This window comes from Neisseria sp. P0009.S008 (assembly GCF_051958615.1).
In the GTDB taxonomy this organism is placed as follows: domain Bacteria; phylum Pseudomonadota; class Gammaproteobacteria; order Burkholderiales; family Neisseriaceae; genus Neisseria; species Neisseria subflava.
Genome location: NZ_JBQCVG010000006.1, coordinates 77,027 through 94,134, shown reverse-complemented (window position 1 = coordinate 94,134; position 17,108 = coordinate 77,027). Strand labels below are relative to the sequence as shown.

17 protein-coding genes are annotated in these 17,108 nt (G+C 52.5%); 7 read left to right on the top strand and 10 right to left on the bottom strand.

Annotated features, from left to right (window positions below; all coding sequences use genetic code 11):
* Nucleotides 1–264: 264 nt before the first annotated feature.
* From groES to groL, 3 genes are all read left to right on the top strand, one after another.
* Entirely contained in the window at nt 265–552 is a 288-nt protein-coding gene (gene groES, locus ACTHSQ_RS06405) for a co-chaperone GroES (RefSeq protein ID WP_003684150.1), read from the top strand.
* Between the two features lie 51 nt (nt 553–603).
* A complete protein-coding gene (locus ACTHSQ_RS06400; RefSeq protein WP_440371120.1) occupies nt 604–1,236 on the top strand; it encodes a glutathione S-transferase family protein in 633 nt (210 codons plus the stop codon).
* An 83-nt stretch (nt 1,237–1,319) separates the two neighbouring features.
* The gene (groL, locus tag ACTHSQ_RS06395; RefSeq protein WP_049322649.1) at nt 1,320–2,954 is read left to right on the top strand and encodes a chaperonin GroEL; all 1,635 of its coding nucleotides are present in this window, start codon (nt 1,320–1,322) and stop codon (nt 2,952–2,954) included.
* 304 nt (nt 2,955–3,258) lie between these two features.
* Here groL and katA read toward each other — a convergent pair whose 3' ends face one another.
* From katA to accB, 4 genes are all read right to left on the bottom strand, one after another.
* On the bottom strand, nt 3,259–4,773 hold the full coding sequence (gene katA, locus ACTHSQ_RS06390; protein WP_440371121.1) for a catalase KatA: 1,515 nt from the start codon (nt 4,771–4,773) through the stop codon (nt 3,259–3,261).
* Nucleotides 4,774–5,070: 297 nt separating this feature from the next.
* Nucleotides 5,071–6,432, bottom strand: coding sequence for an acetyl-CoA carboxylase biotin carboxylase subunit (gene accC / locus ACTHSQ_RS06385; RefSeq protein WP_440371122.1), 1,362 nt, complete (start codon nt 6,430–6,432; stop codon nt 5,071–5,073).
* A gap of 29 nt (nt 6,433–6,461) precedes the next feature.
* Nucleotides 6,462–6,653, bottom strand: a complete 192-nt coding sequence (locus ACTHSQ_RS06380; RefSeq protein WP_049350801.1) for a YqaE/Pmp3 family membrane protein — start codon at nt 6,651–6,653, stop codon at nt 6,462–6,464.
* Between the two features lie 71 nt (nt 6,654–6,724).
* Nucleotides 6,725–7,183: an acetyl-CoA carboxylase biotin carboxyl carrier protein gene (gene accB / locus ACTHSQ_RS06375; protein ID WP_440371123.1), complete on the bottom strand. Its 459-nt coding sequence runs from the start codon at nt 7,181–7,183 to the stop codon at nt 6,725–6,727.
* Between the two features lie 355 nt (nt 7,184–7,538).
* Here accB and queA point away from each other — a divergent pair, with 355 nt between their 5' ends.
* Nucleotides 7,539–8,567: a tRNA preQ1(34) S-adenosylmethionine ribosyltransferase-isomerase QueA gene (queA, locus tag ACTHSQ_RS06370; RefSeq protein ID WP_440371124.1), complete on the top strand. Its 1,029-nt coding sequence runs from the start codon at nt 7,539–7,541 to the stop codon at nt 8,565–8,567.
* A gap of 208 nt (nt 8,568–8,775) precedes the next feature.
* Here the strand turns inward: queA and gyrB are convergent, their stop codons facing one another.
* The 4 genes from gyrB to ACTHSQ_RS06350 all read right to left on the bottom strand — a co-directional run bounded on the left by gyrB (nt 8,776) and on the right by ACTHSQ_RS06350 (nt 13,552).
* Nucleotides 8,776–11,166 carry a DNA topoisomerase (ATP-hydrolyzing) subunit B gene (gene gyrB / locus ACTHSQ_RS06365; RefSeq protein ID WP_377073697.1) on the bottom strand — a complete coding sequence of 797 codons (2,391 nt, stop codon included), beginning with the start codon at nt 11,164–11,166 and terminating at the stop codon, nt 8,776–8,778.
* A 194-nt stretch (nt 11,167–11,360) separates the two neighbouring features.
* Nucleotides 11,361–12,248: a 50S ribosomal protein L11 methyltransferase gene (prmA, locus tag ACTHSQ_RS06360; RefSeq protein WP_440371125.1), complete on the bottom strand. Its 888-nt coding sequence runs from the start codon at nt 12,246–12,248 to the stop codon at nt 11,361–11,363.
* A gap of 89 nt (nt 12,249–12,337) precedes the next feature.
* Nucleotides 12,338–13,147, bottom strand: a complete 810-nt coding sequence (gene dapB, locus ACTHSQ_RS06355) for a 4-hydroxy-tetrahydrodipicolinate reductase (protein WP_440371126.1) — start codon at nt 13,145–13,147, stop codon at nt 12,338–12,340.
* A gap of 9 nt (nt 13,148–13,156) precedes the next feature.
* Nucleotides 13,157–13,552 (bottom strand): outer membrane protein assembly factor BamE, encoded by a 396-nt coding sequence (locus tag ACTHSQ_RS06350; protein ID WP_039862532.1) that lies wholly within the window; start codon nt 13,550–13,552, stop codon nt 13,157–13,159.
* Between the two features lie 151 nt (nt 13,553–13,703).
* Between ACTHSQ_RS06350 and fur the strand changes: the two genes are divergently transcribed.
* The 3 genes from fur (at nt 13,704) to dapD (ending at nt 16,109) form a co-directional block, all read left to right on the top strand.
* Nucleotides 13,704–14,201 carry a ferric iron uptake transcriptional regulator gene (fur, locus tag ACTHSQ_RS06345; protein WP_079453813.1) on the top strand — a complete coding sequence of 166 codons (498 nt, stop codon included), beginning with the start codon at nt 13,704–13,706 and terminating at the stop codon, nt 14,199–14,201.
* 77 nt (nt 14,202–14,278) lie between these two features.
* The gene (gene aat / locus ACTHSQ_RS06340) at nt 14,279–15,025 is read left to right on the top strand and encodes a leucyl/phenylalanyl-tRNA--protein transferase (protein ID WP_440371127.1); all 747 of its coding nucleotides are present in this window, start codon (nt 14,279–14,281) and stop codon (nt 15,023–15,025) included.
* 262 nt (nt 15,026–15,287) lie between these two features.
* Nucleotides 15,288–16,109, top strand: a complete 822-nt coding sequence (gene dapD / locus ACTHSQ_RS06335; protein ID WP_003684212.1) for a 2,3,4,5-tetrahydropyridine-2,6-dicarboxylate N-succinyltransferase — start codon at nt 15,288–15,290, stop codon at nt 16,107–16,109.
* A 194-nt stretch (nt 16,110–16,303) separates the two neighbouring features.
* Here the strand turns inward: dapD and ACTHSQ_RS06330 are convergent, their stop codons facing one another.
* Nucleotides 16,304–16,642 carry a glycosyltransferase gene (locus tag ACTHSQ_RS06330; RefSeq protein ID WP_440371128.1) on the bottom strand — a complete coding sequence of 113 codons (339 nt, stop codon included), beginning with the start codon at nt 16,640–16,642 and terminating at the stop codon, nt 16,304–16,306.
* Entirely contained in the window at nt 16,591–17,097 is a 507-nt protein-coding gene (locus tag ACTHSQ_RS06325; RefSeq protein ID WP_440371129.1) for a glycosyltransferase, read from the bottom strand. The genes ACTHSQ_RS06330 and ACTHSQ_RS06325 overlap by 52 nt, the downstream gene beginning before the upstream one ends.
* Nucleotides 17,098–17,108 lie beyond the last annotated feature (11 nt).

Below are 17,108 nucleotides of genomic sequence, written 5' to 3'. Positions count from 1 at the left end.
AGTAGGTTGTTTTTAAATGAATTTTGCAGTTTGTGTATCAGGCCGTCTGAAAAATATGTGATCAGGCATTTTTGCGTATGAAAATATTTGGAAAGACTGCATAGAAATTTTTACTTTTTCCCTTGAATTTGTCGCAAACAACCCAAATCTACTCGCCATTACGGCAGGCTTTCTATAAGCGCGCCGCTATTTCCAAGCAAACCGTGTCTGTCATGTCCGACAGACAATTGTTTTCAATCTATTTATTTATCGGAGCATTAAGACATGACCATCCGCCCTTTACACGACCGCGTAGTCGTCAAACGCTTAGAAGCTGAAGAAAAAACCGCATCAGGCATCGTCTTGCCGGGCGCAGCCGCTGAAAAACCCGACATGGGCGAAGTAATCGCCGTGGGTGCGGGCAAAATCGGTAAAGACGGCGAACGCCGTCCGCTAGATGTCAAAGTCGGTGACAAAGTGATTTTCGGCAAATACAGCGGTCAAACCGTAAAAGCCGACGGCGAAGAGCTGTTGGTAATGCGTGAAGAAGATATCTTCGGCATCGTGGAATAAGTTTCAGGCAGCCTGCACGCTCGTTTCGCAATTAAATCAGGAGTTCCCGACATGGAAAAAATTACGCTTTATACCAACCCCAATTCGCGCGGCCGGATTATCCGCTGGCTGCTGGAAGAATGCGGTGCGGATTATGAAGTCGTCCCCGTGCCTTACGGCGAAAACGGCACCAAATCCGCCGACTTTCTCGCCATCAATCCCATGGGCAAACTGCCTGCGGTGAAATATGGCGACACGGTGATCACCGAAACCGCTGCGCTGATAACTTTTCTGGCGGAACTCTTCCCAGAGAAAAACCTGATTCCCGCCGTCGGCACCGCAGAACGCGGCGAGTTTTACCGCTGGCTGATGTTCGCCATGCACGCCGAATACGCCTTTATGGACAAGTGGCACGGCATTCCTGAAACACCGGAACGCAAACGCAGCATCGGCTACGGCAGCTTTGACGAAGTCGTCGCCACGCTGACTAAGTTTCTGCACGGCAAAGAATACGCGCTGGGCAACCGTTTCACTGCACTGGACGTGTATTTGAGCGGCCTGATTGCTTGGGGCATTATGCGGGCGCAGGTGCTGGATATGGACAGCGAATTGGGCGCGTTTATGAAACGCCATACGGAGCATCCCGCCTTTGCCAAATCGCAAGCGCTGGATGCGGAACTCGCGAAACAGATGGGCTTGGAATAAAAGTAGCCTGCACTGTTCAGGCAGCCTGAAAATATCTGATTTTTTGTAAATATTTATTTTTCATTTCATTAAGGAAACCAATCATGGCAGCAAAAGACGTACAATTCGGCAATGAAGTTCGCCAAAAAATGGTAAACGGCGTCAATGTATTGGCAAACGCCGTACGCGTAACTTTGGGCCCTAAAGGCCGCAACGTGGTACTTGACCGCGCTTTCGGCGGCCCGCACATCACTAAAGACGGTGTGTCTGTTGCAAAAGAAATCGAATTGAAAGACAAGTTTGAAAACATGGGCGCGCAGATGGTGAAAGAAGTGGCGTCTAAAACCAACGACGTAGCGGGCGACGGTACCACTACTGCAACCGTATTGGCGCAATCCATCGTTGCCGAAGGCATGAAATACGTTACCGCCGGCATGAACCCGACCGACCTGAAACGCGGTATCGACAAAGCCGTTGCCGCTTTGGTTGACGAGCTGAAAAACATCGCCAAACCTTGCGACACTTCTAAAGAAATCGCCCAAGTCGGCTCTATTTCCGCCAACTCTGACGAACAAGTCGGCGCGATTATCGCCGAAGCGATGGAAAAAGTCGGCAAAGAAGGCGTGATTACCGTTGAAGATGGCAAATCTTTGGAAAACGAGCTGGACGTGGTTGAAGGTATGCAGTTCGACCGCGGCTACCTGTCTCCTTACTTCATCAACGACGCTGAAAAACAAATTGCTGCTTTGGACAATCCGTTTGTTTTGCTGTTCGACAAAAAAATCAGCAACATCCGCGACTTGTTGCCTGTTTTGGAACAAGTGGCCAAAGCCAGCCGTCCGCTGCTGATTATCGCTGAAGACGTAGAAGGCGAAGCCTTGGCAACTTTGGTGGTGAACAACATCCGCGGTATTCTGAAAACCGTTGCCGTGAAAGCCCCTGGCTTCGGCGACCGCCGCAAAGCCATGTTGCAAGACATCGCCATCCTGACCGGTGGCGTGGTGATTTCCGAAGAAGTCGGCCTGTCTCTGGAAAAAGCGACTTTGGACGACTTGGGTCAAGCCAAACGCATCGAAATCGGTAAAGAAAACACCACCATCATCGACGGCTTCGGCGACGCAGCCCAAATCGAAGCGCGTGTTGCCGAAATCCGCCAACAAATCGAAACCGCAACCAGCGAATACGACAAAGAAAAACTGCAAGAGCGCGTTGCCAAACTGGCAGGTGGTGTGGCAGTGATCAAAGTCGGTGCCGCTACCGAAGTCGAAATGAAAGAGAAAAAAGACCGCGTGGAAGACGCGCTGCACGCTACTCGCGCAGCCGTTGAAGAAGGCGTGGTTGCAGGCGGCGGCGTAGCCCTGTTGCGCGCCCGTGCCGCTTTGGAAAACCTGCACACCGGCAATGCCGACCAAGACGCAGGCGTACAAATCGTCTTGCGTGCCGTTGAGTCTCCGCTGCGCCAAATCGTTGCCAACGCAGGCGGCGAGCCTAGCGTGGTCGTGAACAAAGTGTTGGAAGGTAAAGGCAACTACGGTTACAACGCAGGTTCCGGCGAATACGGCGATATGATTGAAATGGGTGTACTCGACCCTGCCAAAGTAACCCGTTCTGCACTGCAACACGCCGCATCTATCGCCGGCCTGATGTTGACCACAGACTGCATGATCGCTGAAATCCCTGAAGAAAAACCTGCTATGCCTGATATGGGCGGCATGGGTGGTATGGGCGGCATGATGTAAGGCCGTCTGAAACCTTCAGACAAAAAGCAAAACCGCACGGCAAGCAGCCGTGCGGTTTTTTATTTGCCAGTAAGAAGCGTGAGATGGTGAGGGGTACGCCATGATTTACAGAGAAATAAGGGCAGCCAGTTCCATTGAATCAGAAGCCATCAAATAAACTTCATCATTAAAAAAGGCCATCTGAAACTTTATTTTGCGTTTCAGACGGCCTGCTTAATGATCTAAACCGTTACTTTTTGTTTGAACGGCTGTATCGGACAGCTTGAGACAAGATTTCTTCAATTTCTATCCACATAATGCTTCCTTACAGTAAACCAGGTTGACCTAAAGCCGGGTCGTTAGCTCGTGCCGCTTGAGCATCTTCGACAGTCAGTCCAAGGGCTTTGGCTACGCCTTCGCCGTATGCCGGATCGCAACGGTAGCAGTTGCGGATATGGCGGTATTTGATGAAGTCAGGCGCATCGCCCATGGCTGCGGCGGTATTGCCGAACAAAGCCTGTTTCTGCGCGTCGTTCATCAAGTTAAACAAGGCGCGCGGTTGGCTGAAATAGTCGTCATCGTCTTGGCGGTAGTCCCAGTACGCCGCGTCGCCGTTGATTTTCAAAGGCGGTTCGGCGAAGTCGGGCTGTTGCTGCCATTGGCCGAAGCTGTTGGGTTCGTAGTGCGGCAGGCTGCCGTAGTTGCCGTCGGCGCGGCCTTGTCCGTCGCGCTGGTTGCTGTGGACGGGACAACGCGGGCGGTTGACGGGGATTTGGTACAAGTTTACCCCCAGGCGGTAGCGTTGCGCGTCGGCGTAATTGAACAAACGGGCTTGCAGCATTTTGTCGGGGCTGGCGCCGATACCGGGCACAAGGTTGCTCGGTGCGAAGGCGGATTGTTCCACATCGGCGAAGAAGTTTTCGGGATTGCGGTTCAACTCGAATTCGCCCACTTCAATCAGCGGATAGTCTTTTTTCGGCCAAACTTTGGTCAGGTCGAAAGGATGATAAGGGACTTTTTCCGCATCGGCTTCAGGCATGACTTGGATGTACATCGTCCATTTCGGAAACTCACCGCTTTCGATGGCTTCGTACAGGTCGCGCTGATGGCTTTCGCGGTCGTCTCCGATGATTTTCGCGGCTTCTTCGTTGGTCAGGTTTTTAATGCCTTGCTGGGTGTGGAAATGGAATTTCACCCAGAAACGCTCGCCCGCTTCGTTCCAGAAGCTGTATGTATGCGAACCGAAGCCGTGCATATGGCGGTAGCTGGCGGGGATGCCGCGGTCGCTCATGACGATGGTAACTTGGTGCAGGGCTTCGGGCAGCAGCGTCCAGAAGTCCCAGTTGTTTGTGGCGGAGCGCATATTGGTGCGCGGGTCGCGTTTGACCGCCTTGTTCAGGTCGGGGAATTTGCGCGGGTCGCGCAGGAAGAACACGGGCGTGTTGTTGCCGACCATATCCCAGTTGCCTTCTTCGGTATAGAACTTCAACGCAAAGCCGCGGATGTCGCGTTCCGCATCGGCTGCGCCGCGCTCGCCCGCCACGGTGGTGAAACGGGCGAACATCTCGGTTTTCTTGCCGACTTCGCTGAAGATTTTGGCGCGGGTGTATTTTGTGATGTCGTGTGTCACGGTGAACGTACCGAACGCGCCCGAACCTTTGGCGTGCATACGGCGTTCGGGGATGACTTCGCGCACGAAGTCGGCAAGTTTTTCATTCAGCCATAAATCTTGCGCCAGCAACGGACCGCGCGGGCCGGCGGTCAGGCTGTTTTGGTTGTCGGCAACGGGTGCGCCGTTATTCATGGTCAGATGGGTTACGGGGCATTTGGAGATGGACATAGTTATTTCCTTTGTGAAGTTTTCATAGGTTGATGAGACGGTTTGCCGGACGGGATGCTTATATCCAAGCAACTAATAAAAATTTAATATCGATATTTATATTTCATTTGTATTAAGCTATGAACAAAACTATACAGAAAGATTTTAACTATTGGAACTATGAAATCGATTTAGAATTAATATTAATAATCAGGAACCAAATTCTATTAGTTTTTATTAATAATTAAGCTGTAAAAAAGGCCGTCTGAAACTTTATTTTGTGTTTCAGACGGCCTTATTTTTAGTTAAAACAAAGGATTATTTATCCAGTTTGGCTTTGCGTTCTTCCAACCAATGTTCCAAATAGTGGATGCTGACGCCGCCTTTTTGGAAGCCTGGGTCACTGAACAAATCGCGGTGCAGCGGTGTATTGGTTTTGATGCCGGTAATCGCCAGCTCGGCAAGGGCTACGCGCATTTTCGCCATGGCTTGGTCGCGGTCTTTACCGACAACGCAGATTTTGCCGATCAGGCTGTCGTAGTAAGGAGGGATGCGATAGCCTTGGTAGATGTGGCTGTCGACGCGGATGCCGAAGCCGCCGGGCAGGTGGCAGCTTTCAATCAGGCCCGGGCTTGGAATGAAGTTGTACGGGTCTTCGGCATTGATACGGCACTCAAACGCGTGGCCTTCGACTTGAATGTCTTCCTGTTTGTATTGCAAAGGCAGACCGGATGCTATGCGTAATTGCTCTTGGACGATGTCCACGCCGGTGATGAGCTCGGTAACCGGATGCTCAACCTGAACGCGTGTGTTCATCTCGATAAAGAAGAATTCGCCGTCTTCGTACAGGAATTCAAACGTACCTGCGCCGCGATAGCCGATGCGTTTGCAAGCGTCGGCACAGGCTTTGCCGATTTTGGCGCGTTCTTCTTCAGTGATGAACGGAGCAGGAGCTTCTTCGATGACTTTTTGGTGGCGGCGCTGCATGGAGCAGTCGCGCTCGGCGAGGTAGATGGCGTTGCCGTGTTCGTCGGCAATCACTTGGATTTCGACGTGGCGCGGACGCTGCAGATAGCGCTCCATATAAACCATCGGGTTGCCGAATGCCGCGCCTGCTTCGGCTTTGGTCATTTCGACAGACTGGAGGAGGTCTTCTTTTTTCTCGACGACGCGCATACCGCGACCGCCACCGCCGCCGGAGGCTTTGATAATGACGGGATAACCGACTTTATCGGCGATTTTGAGGATTTCTTCGCCATCGTCCGGCAATGCGCCTTCAGAGCCGGGAACGCAAGGCACGCCGGCTTCGATCATGGCATGTTTGGCGGATACTTTGTCGCCCATCAGACGGATGGTATCGGCTTTCGGGCCGATGAAGACAAAGCCGGATTGTTCGACTTGTTCGGCAAAGTTGGCGTTTTCGGCGAGGAAGCCGTAGCCCGGGTGGATGCCGTCGGCTTCGGTCACTTCGGCAGCAGCAATAATGGCGGGAATGTTGAGGTAGCTTTGTGCGGATGCGGCAGGGCCGATGCACACGGATTCGTCAGCGAGTTTGACGTGCAGGCTGTCTTTGTCGGCTTCGGAATGGACAGCGACGGTGGCGATGCCCATTTCACGGCAGGCACGCAGGGCGCGCAGGGCGATTTCGCCCCGGTTGGCGATCAATACTTTTTTCAGCATGATAATCTTTCCGGATGGTTCAGACGGCCTCAGCGGCCGCCTAATGCGTTGCGGATTTTTTGGTCGGTTTTGTATTGGCTCAAGGCGTAAACCGACCACATGGCTGCCGGTATCCAACCGATCAGCGTACATTGCAGAATCAGACAGATGATGCCTGCAATCGGACGGCCAATGGTGAAAAACTGCAACCAAGGCAAGAAAATAGCCAAAATCAGACGCATGGTTTGTCCTTAATGAACAGAAAAAGGAATTTCAGACGGCCTTAAAGATAAAGGCCGTCTGAAAAAACGGATTATTCAATGATGAAGAGCGGCTCGCCGTATTCGACCGGAGTACCGTTTTCAACCAGAATTTCTTTAACGACACCGGATTTCTCGGCTTCGATTTCATTCATCAGCTTCATGGCTTCGATGATGCACAAAGTATCGCCGGCTTTTACTTGTTTACCTACTTCAACGAAAGCGGCGGCGTTCGGGCCGGGGGCGCGGTAGAACGTACCAACCATAGGCGATTTTTGCGCGTTGGACAAATCGCGAGCGGCAGGGGTGGCGGCTGGAGCGGCTGCCGTCGGAGCAGCAGGGGCGACGGCAACCGGAGCGGCTGCGGCAGGTGCCGGAGCAGCATAAATAGGAGCTGCGGCGGCAGTGGTACGCGTAATGCGGACTTTTTCTTCGCCTTCGGTAACTTCAATTTCTGCAATGCCTGATTCTTCGACCAAATCAATCAGTTTTTTTAATTTACGCAAATCCATTGCTTTTCCTTCTTTAGCGCGGCATAAAGTGCATATTGGGTATGCGCCGCTGTGGTTTTAGATGATTTCCTGAGACGTCGGAAGGCAGGTTTGCCATCCGGCGTTTAAATAATGTCGGAACAGGGCGGAGCCTGAGAAATGAATCTGGTTATTTTCCCGAACTTGTCGGTAAATGTCCAGTAAAAGATAGAAAAAAGGCGCTTTTCGGCGAAAAAAGAAAGGAACGCTGATTTTCGTTAAAAGGTGATTTTCCCAAGAGCGTTTATTCTAATTTATTGGTTTTTCGACAAAACATGCCGTCTGAAAACCAACTTTGCGCGTATAATGGCGCCTGTTTTTTTAAGTATGCACGACAATGGATATTTCCGATTTTGATTTTGAATTGCCTGAAAAACTGATTGCCCAGCATCCTCCGGAAGTGCGCGGCAGCAGCAGGCTTTTGGTTGCCTTGCCTACATTGCCGATTGAAGACAAACATTTCGGCGATTTACCCGATTATGTCGCACCGGGCGATGTGCTGGTGTTTAACAATACCAAAGTGATGAAGGCGCGCCTGTTCGGCCAAAAAGCCAGTGGCGGCAAAATCGAAGCCCTGATTGAACGGGTATTGGACGCGCATACCGCATTGGCGCATATCCGTTCGTCCAAATCGCCGAAACCGGGTACGGAATTGATTTTTGAAGGCGATATCCGCGCCGTCATGATGGAGCGTGCGGAAGAATTGTTTTGCCTGAAATTTGAAGGCGAGCAAACCGTTTATGAACTTTTGGAGCAAAACGGCCATTTGCCCTTGCCGCCTTATATCGAACGCGCGGCCGATGATGAAGACGACAGCCGCTATCAGACCGTGTACGCCAAGTATCAAGGCGCAGTGGCCGCGCCGACGGCGGGTTTGCACTTTACCGATGAGTTGTTGGGCCGTCTGAAAGCCAAAGGCGTAGAAACCGTGGAAGTAACCCTGCACGTCGGCGCCGGCACATTCCAACCCGTGCGCGTCGATAAAATTGAAGAGCACAAAATGCACAGTGAGTGGTTTGACGTACCGGCCGAGACCGTTGCCGCCGTTGAAGCCGCCAAAGCGCGCGGCAATAAAGTGTGGGCAGTGGGCACAACCTCCATGCGCGCCTTGGAATCCGCCGCACGCGAGACAGGCCGTCTGAAAGCCGGACGCGGCGATACCGATATTTTCATTACGCCGGGCTACCGCTTCAATGTTGCCGACCGATTGATTACCAACTTCCACCTGCCCAAATCAACCTTGTTGATGCTCGTCAGCGCGTTTTCGGGCATGGAGCATATCCGCAGCGTTTACCGCCATGCGGTGGAGCAGGAATACCGCTTTTTCAGCTATGGCGATGCGATGATTTTGGGGAAAGCGGAATAAATCGGAAGCAGATTGGAGCGTTTTAAACTGGTTATTTGGGTTGTCCCGAATCTGAATCAGTTGGAACGCTCTATTAAAATATGCGAATTAAAATAAATGATTAAAGCAAACGTGCGAAGTGGTTGGAATTTGAGTTATAAGAAATAAAATAAAAAACAAAAAGGCCGTCTGAAAATCGTTTTTCAGACGGCCTTTTATATCCCCATGCTTAGGCGTCGATGTTTTGTGCCAGCAGGGCGTTGTTTTCAATGAAGGCGCGGCGCGGTTCGACTTCGTCGCCCATCAGGGTGACGAACACTTCGTCGGCGGCGATGGCGTCTTCGATGCGGACTTTCAGGAGACGGCGGACGGTAGGATCCATCGTGGTTTCCCAAAGTTGTTCCGGGTTCATCTCGCCCAAGCCTTTGTATCGTTGGATGGACATGCCTTTTTGGGCAACGCTCATCAAGATGTCCAAAGCGCCTTCAAAGCTGTCGATGTCGTATTCGTTGTCGCCTTTGTAGAGCTTCGCCCCTTTGCCGACCATGCCTTTAAGTGCGGCGGCGGTTTGGGTAAGGGTTTGGTAGGCTTTGCTGTTGAGGAACTTAGGCTCAAGGTAGCTCACCATCACATTGCCGTGCAGCTTGCGTGTGATTTTTATGAACTGGTGTCCTTCGTGACCTTCAATACGTTCGAGCGCGACTTCTTTTTCGTCCAAGAGACCGCTCAATTCGGCAACGGCGCGGTCTGCGCTTTCTGCTGTGCTGAGATCGACCGGCGAAGCATGCAGCATGGCATGCAGGACGAGTTCGTCAATGATGCGGCTTTCTTGCTCGATGACGGTTTTGGCCAACAGGAATTGTTTGGCGGTATTGGCAAGCTCTTCGCCTTCGATGGTGCGGCCGTCTGAAACGATTTTGGCTTTTTCCAAGGCCAAACCGAGCAGCCATTGGTCTTTTTCCAATTCGTCTTTGAGATAGCGCTCTTGTTTGCCGTATTTGGCTTTGTACAAAGGCGGCTGGGCGATGTAGATGTAGCCGCGTTCGACCAGCTCGGGCATTTGGCGGTAGAAGAAGGTCAGGAGCAGGGTGCGGATGTGCGCGCCGTCCACGTCGGCATCGGTCATGATGATGATGCGGTGGTAGCGCAGTTTTTCGGCGTTGAATTCTTCTTTGCCGATGCCTGCGCCTAGAGCGGTAATCAGCGTGGCGACTTCTTGGCTGGCCAGCATTTTTTCAAAACGTGCTTTTTCGACGTTCAAAATTTTACCTTTAAGCGGCAAAATCGCTTGGAATTTGCGGTCGCGGCCTTGCATGGCGGAACCGCCTGCGGAGTCGCCCTCGACGAGGTAGAGTTCGGACAGGGCAGGGTCTTTTTCTTGGCAGTCGGCAAGTTTGCCCGGCAGGCCCAAACCGTCCATCACACCTTTGCGGCGGGTAATTTCGCGTGCTTTGCGGGCGGCTTCGCGCGCGCGCGCGGCATCGACGATTTTGCTGGTGATGATTTTGGCTTCGGTCGGGTTTTCTTCAAGGAAGTCGGTCAGGGCTTGGTTGATGACTTCGTTGACGACGGGGCCGATTTCGCTGGAAACCAGTTTGTCTTTGGTTTGGGACGAGAATTTCGGATCGGGCAGTTTGACGGACAACACGCAGGTTAAACCTTCACGCATATCGTCGCCGGCGGTTTCTACTTTGGCTTTTTTAGCCACTTCGTTGGCTTCGATATAGTTGTTGATGGTGCGGGTCATCACTTGGCGCAGCGCGGTCAGATGGGTGCCGCCGTCGCGTTGCGGAATGTTGTTGGTGAAACATTGCACGCTTTCTTGGTAGCTGTCGTTCCATTGCATCGCGCATTCGACGCTCATGCCGTCTTTTTCGCCGAACGCGTAGAAGATTTTTTCGTGCAACGGCGTTTTTTTGCGGTTCATGTATTGCACGAAGCCGGCCACGCCGCCGGAAAGGGCGAAGCTTTCGTGTTTACCGTCACGTTCGTCAATCAATTCTATGTCCACGCCGTTGTTCAGGAAGGAAAGTTCGCGGATACGCTTGGCGAGGATGTCGAAGCTGTATTCGACGTTGCCGAAGGTTTCCGCGCTGGCGAGGAAACGCACGGTCGTGCCTTTTTTGTCGGAATCGCCGACCACTCGCAACGGCTCTTCGGTTTCGCCGCGCACGAAGCGGACGAAGTGTTCTTTGCCGTCGCGGTAGATGGTCAGCGTGACCCAGTCGGACAGCGCGTTGACGACGGACACGCCTACACCGTGCAGGCCACCGGAGATTTTGTAGCTGTTGTTGTCAAACTTACCGCCCGCGTGCAATACGGTCATGATGACTTCGGCGGCGGAGCGGCCTTCTTTCGGGTGGATGCCGGTCGGCATGCCGCGGCCGTTGTCGGCCACGCTGACGGAATTGTCGGCATGGATGGTTACGGTGATTTTGTCGCAATGTCCGGCGAGCGCTTCGTCAATGGCGTTGTCGAGCACCTCGAACACCATGTGGTGCAGGCCGCTGCCGTCCTGCGTGTCGCCGATATACATACCGGGGCGTTTGCGTACCGCTTCCAAGCCTTCCAGCACTTGTATGCTGTCGGCGCCGTATTCTTCGTGTTTTTGGTCAGTCATGGTCTTTTCTTGCTGAATTTCAAGGAATTTTTCCGTGCGCGCAATGAAATGTCAAACGGGCGCGGCGGATGTGTTCCGAAAGGTCAAAATAATAGGCAATTATACCTGATTTTGCTGGAATATTCAGCGTTTTAAGTGCAAAAAGGCCGTCTGAAAGATGAAATTTCAGACGGCCTTTGTATCGGAAAACAGGTTTAGCGTTTGACGCCGCTCAATCGCGCCCAGCCTTCTTCGATTTCGGCAGGCTCGATGTTGAACCATTGGCTGTAAATGCCGCTGAGTTCTTCGACTTGTTCGTCCAAAAGGCCGGACAAGACAATGCGGCCGCCTTGTTTGGTACGCGCGGCAAGCATTTCGCCGAGCATACGCAGCGGGTTGGCCAGAATGTTGGCGACAACGACATCAAATTGACCTTGCGGCAGGCCGTCCGGCAGGTAGAACTGCGCGTCGACGTTGTTTTGCGCGGCATTGTCTTTGCTGGCGCGGATGGCTTGTTCGTCAATATCTACGCCGATGGCGGAGCCTGCGCCGAGTTTGAGGGCGGCAATGGCCAAAATGCCCGAGCCGCAGCCGTAGTCCAATACGCTTTCGCCGCCTTTGAGCTGCGTGTCCAGCCATTTGAGGCAGAGGTGGGTGGTCGGATGGCTGCCTGTGCCGAAGGCAAGGCCCGGGTCGAGTTGCAGGTTGACGGCGTTGCTGTCGGGCGCTTCGTGCCAAGACGGGGTAATCCACAGGCGGTCGGAAATTTGAATCGGGTCGAATTGCGCTTGGGTCAGGCGTACCCAGTCTTGATCTTCAAGGATTTCGCCGGTGTATTTCAAATCGTTCAAACCGCATTCCTGCGCGGCGGCTTCGATAATGGAAGCGGCGTCGTCGCTTTCGCCAAAAAGGGCGATGACTTTACTTTGTTGCCAGATTTGCTCGGTCGGCATGCCCGGCTCGCCGAAAATGGCCTGCTCGTTTTCTGTACCGGCGTAGGCATCTTCAATGGCGGCGGACAACGCGCCGTGTTCCATCAGCGCATCGGCAAGGCGTTCGGCGATGGCATCGTTGACGTTGATGGTGATTTGTTGATAGGACATGGTGGGGCTTTCTTTTTAATAAGGCCGTCTGAAAATCGACGTTGTGCTTTCAGACGGCCTTGTAAGGTATGAAACCTGATGATGCGGGTTTATCGGTTTTTCAAATCCAGTACGTCTTGCATATCGTACAGGCCTTTTTTGCCGTTTGCCCAAACTGCGGCGCGTACGGCACCGGCGGCAAAGGTCATGCGGCTGCTGGCCTTGTGGGTGATTTCTACGCGCTCGCCGTCGGTGGCGAAGAGGGCGGTGTGGTCGCCGACGATGTCACCTGCGCGGACGGTGGCAAAACCGATGGTGGACGGATCGCGCGGGCCGGTGTGGCCTTCGCGGCCGTAAACGGCGCATTCTTTGAGGTCGCGGCCGAGGGCGTCGGCAATGACTTCACCCATGCGTAACGCGGTGCCGCTTGGGGCATCGACTTTGTGGCGGTGGTGGCCTTCGATGATTTCGATGTCGTAGCCTTCGTTTAACACGCGGGCGACGGTGTCGAGGATATGGAAGGTCAGGTTGACGCCGACGCTGAAGTTGGCTGCGAAGACGACGCCTGTTTTTTCGCCTGCGGCTTGGATGGCGGCTTTGCCTGCGTCGTCAAAACCGGTGGTGCCGATGATGATGTTGACGCCTTTTTCCACGCATTTTTGCAGGTGTTTCAGGGTTGGCTCGGGACGGGTAAAGTCGATGAGGACATCGCTTTGAGCCAGTACGGCATCCACGTCGTCTGAAATGGCGACGCCGGTTTTGAGGCCGGAGGCGAAGCCTGCATCCAAACCCAATACTTCCGAACCGGAATGCTCGAGTGCGCCGGAGAGGACGGCATCGGGATGGTTGTTGACCGCTTCAACCAAAACGCGACCCATGCGGCCGTTGACGCCGGCAATGGCGATTTTCAATGCGCTCATGGGACTTCCTTATTTCGCGTTGGTTTCGGTGGTCGGAACGACGTTTTGTCCGGCTTGAACGGCTTCGATGGATTTTTGAATGGCATCGCCTTCGGCGCGTGCGAGGACATCGTTTTCAAAGTACAGGGTCAGGTTGCTTTGTTCTTTGATGATGCCGTTGCGGCTGGTGTTGAAAGTGTAATCCCAGCGGTCGGCATGGAAGGCGTCGCGCAGGAGCGGCGTACCGAGCAGCAGTTGGACTTGGTCGCGGGTCATACCTTGGCGCAGGGAAACCACGGCGCGGGGATTGAGCTCGTTACCTTGAATGATTTTGAGTTTGTAGGATGGAAAGTTGGATACGCGCTCGGCACTGCATGAGGCCAGACCTAAAATAGCGGCGATGGCAAGGCATAAGGCTTTATTCACGGGCTTACCTTTCTGTGTCATTTCGGGAAAGATGTTTATCATCGCTTGAATATTTTTAAAAAGCAAACGATAATCATCTTCTTAATTTTTCTTTTCGCCGATTTTCAATTGCAAGACCGGCGGCAGATTGCCGCCCTTTAACGGCCCAATAGTGGGCAAACGGGCGGAAAGTGCGTATTATAACGGTTATTACCTTACAGGGATATTGAATATTATGGAAAAATTCAGCAACATTGCGCAATTGAAAGACAGCGGTTTGAAAGTTACAGGTCCACGTTTGAAAATTTTGGACTTGTTCGAGACTCATGCCGAGGAGCATTTGAGTGCGGAAGATGTGTACCGTATCCTGTTGGAAGAGGGTGTGGAAATCGGCGTGGCGACGATTTACCGTGTGCTGACTCAGTTTGAACAGGCCGGCATTTTGCAACGCCACCATTTTGAAACCGGTAAAGCGGTTTACGAATTGGACAAAGGCGATCACCACGACCACATCGTCTGCGTGAAATGCGGCGAAGTAACCGAATTCCACAATCCGGAAATCGAAGCGCTGCAAGACAAAATTGCCGAAGAAAACGGCTACCGCATCGTCGATCACGCGCTGTATATGTACGGCGTATGCGGCGATTGCCAAACCAAAACCAAACGTTAAGCAGTTTGTATGTTGATTTTTCAGACGGCCTTGGGCGTTTTCAGCCTGAGGCCGTCTGAAACTTTATGGGCTTTACGATGAAGATTCCTTTTCTTGCGCCACGAGATTATCGTTTCCCCGACCCGTCTTACGCATTAGATGAATGCGACGGCTTGGTCGGCGTCAGCGGCGATTTGGATACGGGGCGGCTGTTGTCGGCGTATGGGCAGGGGATTTTTCCATGGTTTAGCCGCGAGGGTTGGTTTTTCTGGTATGCGGTTGCGCCGCGAGCCGTGATTGTGCCGGAAAACCTACATATCGGCCGCTCTTTGGCAAAAACCTTGCGCCACAAGCCGTATCGGGTAACGGTCAACCGCTGTTTTGAAAAAGTGATTGCCCATTGCGCCAATGTACCGCGCCCGGAACAGGACGGAACGTGGATAGAACCTGCGTTTCAGACGGCCTATTTGAAGCTGCACCATCAGGGGCATGCACATTCGTTTGAATGTTGGTTGCCGGACGAACAAGGCGAAATGCAGTTGGCAGGCGGGTTTTACGGCGTGCAAATCGGCTGCGTATTTTATGGCGAATCGATGTTTGCCTTGCGTCCCGATGCGTCAAAGATTGCGTTTGCCCGCGCCGTCCCGTTTCTGGCGGATTTGGGCGTTGCACTGATAGACTGTCAGCAGGATACCGAACATATGCGCCGTTTCGGTTCGCAGTTGATGGATTTTGCCGACTTTCAGACGGCCTTGCAGGATTTGAACGCGAAACCGTTAAAGCGGAATATCGAATGCCGCGTGGTGGCTGAAAATCTTCTGCAAAAGATTGGCGGCGAAGATTGATTTATCGGCACGGCGTGTCGTCAGAATCGACAGTCTGCATATTGTGATTGGGAAACCGGTTGGAAAATAAATACGATTCAACTCTCTTGAACAGGCCGTCTGAAAATCTTGGCTTAACCAAAATCCGGCCGTGTAACGCTCGGCGCTAATCATGTTAATAGCTGACGAAATCGCTTTTACATGGCAAAATAACGAGTTAAATATTTGTAATAGGGTGGCCTGAATAGGTTTCAGACGGCCCTAATCTCTTGAAGGAATCAACATGTCTTTGCAAAACATCATTGAAACGGCTTTTGAAAATCGTGCCGAAATCAATCCGAATACCGTTACCCCGGAAGTGCGTGAAGCGGTTTTGGAAACCATCCGCCAACTCGACTCTGGCAAACTGCGCGTTGCCGAGCGTTTGGGTGTGGGCGAATGGAAAGTCAACGAATGGGCGAAAAAAGCCGTATTGCTGTCTTTCCGCATTCAGGACAATGAAATCCTCAACGACGGTGTGAACAAATACTTCGACAAAGTGCCGACTAAATTTGCCGATTGGTCTGAAGACGAATTCCGCAGCGCAGGTTTCCGCGCAGTTCCGGGTGCCGTTGCCCGCCGCGGCAGTTTTGTGGCGAAAAATGTCGTGTTGATGCCTTCTTATGTCAATATCGGCGCATACGTTGACGAAGGTGCGATGGTCGATACTTGGGCGACTGTCGGCTCTTGCGCGCAAATCGGTAAAAACGTGCACTTGAGCGGCGGCGTCGGCATCGGCGGCGTACTCGAGCCTCTGCAAGCCAGCCCGACCATTATTGAAGACAACTGCTTTATTGGTGCGCGTTCTGAAATCGTTGAGGGCGTGATTGTCGAAGAAGGCAGCGTGATTTCTATGGGCGTGTTCATCGGTCAATCCACTAAAATCTTTGACCGTACTACCGGCGAAATCTATCAAGGTCGCGTACCGGCTGGTTCGGTTGTCGTATCCGGCAGCATGCCTTCCAAAGACGGCAGCCACAGCCTCTACTGCGCGGTTATCGTCAAACGCGTGGACGCGCAAACCCGTGCGAAAACCAGCGTGAACGAATTGTTGCGCGGTATCTAATCGGATAACGATGACGCCGACCCGAGGGTGGGGGCAAAGTCTGCTTTACGGTCGGGTTTGAACACAAAACAGGCAGAATGTTCTGCCTGTTTTTTATGGCTTAAAGGCCGTCTGAAACGATTTCAGACGGCCTTTTGTTTTTGATGATGGGTTGTTTAAAGATAATTGAAGGAAACGAAAATCCTTGCCTGAAATTACGCTTTCGGCCAGTCGGCGCAATAGTATTGCCAATAGACTTCGATAAAAGGAATCTCGCCGTAATCGCACAACCACGGTTTGGCGCGTGTGGTGTAGTGGATAACGGGCGGGACGGTGTCGGGTTTGGGGAATACTTCGCTGAGGTTTCGTTTTTGGAAATATTCGACTGCGCCGGTTTGGAAGTTCCAAGATTCTTCTAATTGCAGCCAGTTTTTTTGAAATACGGTGTTTAGAAAGCATTGGTTGCCATAGGGTACGGCTTCGTTGAGGCAGGCAGCGGTTTTCAGCAGTTGCGCCGCGATATTGTGTTCCCGCCATTGCACCAAGTCGGCCAACAGCATGCCTGAATTGAAATAGGGCGTGGTGTGCAGGCCGGTCGGGTGATTCCATTCGGTACGGGCAAAAAGGAGTCTTGTGCCGCCGCAACGGGATAGCCACGCATATCGAGGTTGAACAAATCATGCAGGGATTGGGTAACCACCATATCGCTGTCGAGATACAGGGCGCGGTCGACAGGCAGGTGCTGCATCATCAGGCGGAAAAATGCGGCATCCGAAATATGGGGTAGGCGGCGATATTGGCTGAAGTCCATCTCGATTTTGACATCATTCAGACGGCCGCCGCTGGCTGCGAGCTTTTGGTTGGTATAGTCGATCCATTCCCGTCTGAAGGTATTGTGCATGAGGTAGAAATTGACATTTTTGTTGTGGGTACAGATGGATTTCATCAGGGTATGAACCTGCTCGGCATAGCCGGTATCGGCGGCAAGGACGATGGTGATGTTGCTCATTGCTTAAATTC